The sequence below is a fragment of the Mesorhizobium sp. M7A.F.Ca.CA.002.05.1.1 genome (assembly GCF_003998335.1).
GTDB lineage: Bacteria > Pseudomonadota > Alphaproteobacteria > Rhizobiales > Rhizobiaceae > Mesorhizobium.
The window spans coordinates 1-4,395 of record NZ_RZQI01000509.1 but is presented as its reverse complement, the minus strand read 5'-3'; the positions used below and the strand labels follow the sequence as shown (position 1 = coordinate 4,395).

Below are 4,395 nucleotides of genomic sequence, written 5' to 3'. Positions count from 1 at the left end.
GATCCTTCCTCTACAATATGGGCTGGGGTGACGCGGTGATCGTGGCGCCGGAATCGGCAGAGACCAACAAGGAGAAACCGATCGGCACCGGCCCGTTCAAGTTCCAGAGCTGGGCCAAGGGATCGTCGATCACGCTGGTCAAATCGGACAATTACTGGGGCACACCGGCGTCCCTCGACAAGGCCGAATTCCGCATCGTGCCCGATGCCGCGGCCTATGTGCCGGCCCTGCTTTCCGGCGACATCCAGGCTTTCCCGTTCTTCGATGCCGACAGCCTCGCGCAGATCAAGGACGATCCGCGCTTCAAGGTGGTGATCGGCTCGACCGAGGGTGAGACCATCCTGTCGATCAACAACAAGAAGCCTCCTTTCGACAAGTTGCAGGTGAGGCAGGCGATCTCCTACGCGCTCGATCGCAAGGCGATCATCGACGGCGCCTCGGCCGGCCTCGGCCAGCCGATCGGCTCGCACATGTCGCCGGCCAGCAAGGATTATGTCGACCTCACCGGCCGCTACCAGCATGATGTCGCCAAGGCCAAGGAATTGCTGAAAGAGGCAGGCCTCGAAAACGGCTTCAAGGCGACGCTGAAACTGCCGCCGCCCGCCTATGCCCGCCTCGGTGGCGAAATCATAGCCTCACAACTTCGCGACGTCGGCATCGATCTGGAGATCATCCCGGTCGAATGGGCGCAGTGGCTGGATCAGGTGTTCACCAAGAAGGATTACGACCTGACCATCGTCTCCCACACCGAGCCCAACGACATCGATATCTATTCGCGCAAGGACTATTACTTCAACTACGACAACCCGGCCTTCGACAAGGTGATTGCCGATCTCGGCGTCACCTCCGACGAAGCCAAGCGCAAGGAATTGCTGGGGCAGGCACAGAAGATCCTGGCGGACGATGCCGTGGTCGGCTTCCTCTACGAACTGCCCAAGGTCGGCGTCTGGGACGCCAAGCTGCAAGGCCTGTGGGAAAACGCCCCGATCCAGGCCAATGATTTGACCAAGGTGAAGTGGAGCGAGTGATCCCCCACCTTCCATGACCGCCTACCTCCTAAAACGCTTCGCCGTCGCGCTCGCCACGCTGGTGCTGGCTTCCATGGTGGTGTTCGCCGTCCTGGAGATCCTGCCCGGCGATCCGGCGCGGCTGATGCTGGGCCTGAACGCCAGTGCCGATCAGGTCGAGCTGCTGCGCAACCAGATGGGCCTCAACGCGCCGCTGGCCTTGCGCTACCTGCAATGGGCCGGCGGCCTGCTCAGTCTCGATTTCGGCCGCTCCTACACCTATTCGGTGCCGGTCATCGATCTGGTGCGCGAGCGGCTTGCCGTCTCGCTGCCGCTGGCGCTGATTGCGCTTGCGCTCTCCACCATCATCGCGATTCCCGTTGGCCTGTTTTCCGCCAGCCGGCGTGGACGCGCCGGTGACACGATTTCCATGGGCGCCGCACAGCTTGGCGTTGCCGTGCCCAATTTCTGGTTCGCGCTGATGCTGATCTATGTCTTCGCCGTCTGGCTGCGGCTGGTCCCCGCCGGTGGGTTTCCCGGCTGGAGTGCTGGCATCTGGCCAGCCTTGAAATCGCTGCTGCTGCCGGCGGTCGCACTTGCCTTGCCGCAAGCCGCGATCCTGGCGCGCGTCACCCGCTCGGCGCTGATCGAGGTGCTGAACGAGGACTATATCCGCACCGCCCGCGCCAAGGGCCTGCCCTATCGCGCAGTCTTGTGGCGGCATGCACTGCGCAACGCCATGATCCCGGTGCTGACCATTCTGGGCCTGCAGTTTGCCTTCCTGCTTGCCGGCACCATCATCATTGAGAATGTCTTTTACCTGCCCGGCCTCGGCAGGCTGGTGTTCCAGGCCATCACCCAGCGCGATCTGATCGTCGTCGAAAGCGTCGTCATGCTGCTGGTCGCCGCCGTCATCGCCGTCAACCTCCTCGTCGACCTTTCCTATGCGGTTGTCGATCCGCGCTTGAGAAGCCGGCAATGACACTGCAAATCGAGATGTCAGAAGAGACGTTTGGCAACATCCTGGGCAAGGCGTTCAGGAATACCGCCTTCGTGGCCGGTTTCGTCATCACGCTGCTGATCCTGGCAATGGCTGTAGTCTCTTATGGCTGGACGCCCTACGACGTCACCAAACTGGTGATATCGGACAAGACGCAGGCACCCTCGCTGGCGCACTGGTTCGGCACCGACCATTTCGGCCGCGACATTCTGTCGATGGTCATGGTCGGGGCCCGCAATTCGATTGCCGTGGCGCTGGTCGCGGTCGGCATCGGCATGGGGGTCGGCGTGCCGCTCGGCGCCTTTGCGGCGGCACGCGGCGGCCTCGTCGACGAGGCACTGATGCGGCTGAACGACCTCGTCTTCGCCTTCCCGGCTTTGCTGTCGGCGATCATGATCACCGCCATCTTCGGGCCAGGCGCGATCAACGCCATCATCGCCATCGGCATCTTCAACATCCCGGTCTTTGCCCGTGTCGCCCGGGCCGGCGCGCTGGCGATCTGGCCGCGCGAGTTCATTCTGGCCGCGCGCGCCGCCGGCAAGAGCAGCACGCAGATCACAATCGAACATGTGCTGCCCAACATCGCCACGCTGCTCCTGGTGCAAGGCACCATCCAGTTCGCGCTGGGCATCCTAGCCGAGGCCGGGCTTTCCTATCTCGGCCTTGGCGCGCAACCGCCAATGCCGAGCTGGGGCCGCATGCTGTTCGACGCGCAGACCCGCATGGTGGTGGCGCCATGGATGGCGATCTTTCCGGGCATGGCGATCGTTGTCGCCGTGCTGGGGCTGAACCTCCTGGGCGACGGCATCGCCGACATCCTCGATCCGAAATCGCGGCGGCAGCGATGAGCCTGCTCGACATCGAGAACCTGTCGCTGACCATCGGCGACACGCAGATCCTTAAAGGAATGGAGCTTTCCGTCGCGCCCGGCGAGGTGATGGGTTTGGTCGGCGAATCCGGCTCGGGCAAGTCGATGACCGCGCTGACGGTGATGCAGCTTCTGCCCCATGCCGCGCGCGCCACCGGACGCGTCACATTCGACGGCATCGACATCCTCGCGGCAACCGAGGATCAGATGTGCGCGCTGCGCGGCGACGACATCGGCATGGTCTTCCAGGAACCGATGACGGCGCTCAATCCGGTCAAGACCATCGGCGAACAGGTTGCCGAAGGCATACGCTGGCACACCAAGGCCAGCCGCGCCGAGGCCGAAGACCGGGCGCGAAAAATGCTCGACCGCGTCGGCCTCCCCGAAGCGAAATTCCCAATGTCGCGCTATCCGCATGAACTGTCCGGTGGCCAGCGCCAGCGCGTCGTCATCGCCATCGCCTGCGCGCTGAAGCCGAAGCTGCTGGTCGCCGACGAGCCGACGACGGCGCTCGACGTGGTGCTGCAGGCGCAGATCCTCGACCTCTTGCGCGACCTCGTCGCCGAGAGCCGCATGGGCCTGCTCCTGATCTCGCACGACCTCGCCGTGGTGACCGAGATGGCGGACCGCATCACTATCCTGCGCCGCGGCGAGGTTATGGAAGCCGGCGACACTGCGCGCACGCTGTCCGAACAGTTCCATCCCTACACGCGCCAGCTGGCGCAGGCCTCGATGCATGTGCCGGCGCGCGCCAGGCCGCATGGCATCGAGACGAGCCGACCTTTGCTTCAGGTCGAAAGCGTGACACGCGACTATCCCGGACGGCGCACCTCATTGTTCAAACGCGCGCCTGGCATCCGCGCCGTCGACGATGTCTCGCTGTCGATGGCGCCGGGTCAGTCAGTGGCGCTGGTCGGCAGATCCGGCTGCGGCAAGTCAACGCTCGCCCGCATGATCCTGGCGCTGGATCGGCCGACATCGGGCTCGATCCGGTTTCGCGGCGAGACCATCACCGGCAAAAGCGAAGCCGAGCTGAAGCCGGCTCGCCGTGACATGCAGGTCGTTTTCCAGGATCCCTACGGATCCTTCGACCCGCGTCAGAAGGTCGAAAAACTAGTCGCCGAACCCCTGCATGTGCTGGAGAAGCAGCCGACACGCACCGAGCGCCGCGAAATGGTGGCGCATGCGCTGCACGAAGTCGGCCTCGGCATCAGCGACATGGACAAATACCCGCATGAATTTTCCGGCGGCCAGCGCCAGCGCCTGTCGATCGCCCGCGCCATCATCACCCGCCCCAAGCTGGTCGTCGCCGACGAACCGGTTTCGGCGCTCGACGTCTCGATCCGCGCCCAAATCCTCGATTTGTTCGCCGAGCTCAACCAGAAGCTCGGCATCGCCTATCTCTTCATCACCCATGATTTGACCGTCGCCCGCGCCATCACGGACGAGGTGCTGGTCATGCATGACGGCAAGATCGTCGAGCGCGGCAAGACGAACGCGGTGCTCGACCGCCCGCAGTC

At 64.0% G+C, this 4,395-nt stretch carries 4 protein-coding genes; all 4 read left to right on the top strand.

Going from position 1 to position 4,395, the window contains the following annotated elements; all coding sequences use genetic code 11:
• On the top strand, positions 1 to 1,028 hold a 1,028-nt coding region (locus EN939_RS22730), incomplete at its 5' end, for an ABC transporter substrate-binding protein (RefSeq protein ID WP_127269833.1).
• A 13-nt stretch (positions 1,029 to 1,041) separates the two neighbouring features.
• The gene (locus EN939_RS22725; RefSeq protein ID WP_127269831.1) at positions 1,042 to 1,989 is read left to right on the top strand and encodes an ABC transporter permease; all 948 of its coding nucleotides are present in this window, start codon (positions 1,042 to 1,044) and stop codon (positions 1,987 to 1,989) included.
• Positions 1,986 to 2,855 (top strand): ABC transporter permease, encoded by an 870-nt coding sequence (locus EN939_RS22720; RefSeq protein ID WP_127269829.1) that lies wholly within the window; start codon positions 1,986 to 1,988, stop codon positions 2,853 to 2,855. The genes EN939_RS22725 and EN939_RS22720 overlap by 4 nt, the downstream gene beginning before the upstream one ends.
• On the top strand, positions 2,852 to 4,395 hold a 1,544-nt coding region (locus EN939_RS22715), incomplete at its 3' end, for an ABC transporter ATP-binding protein (RefSeq protein ID WP_164751150.1). The genes EN939_RS22720 and EN939_RS22715, both read left to right, overlap by 4 nt.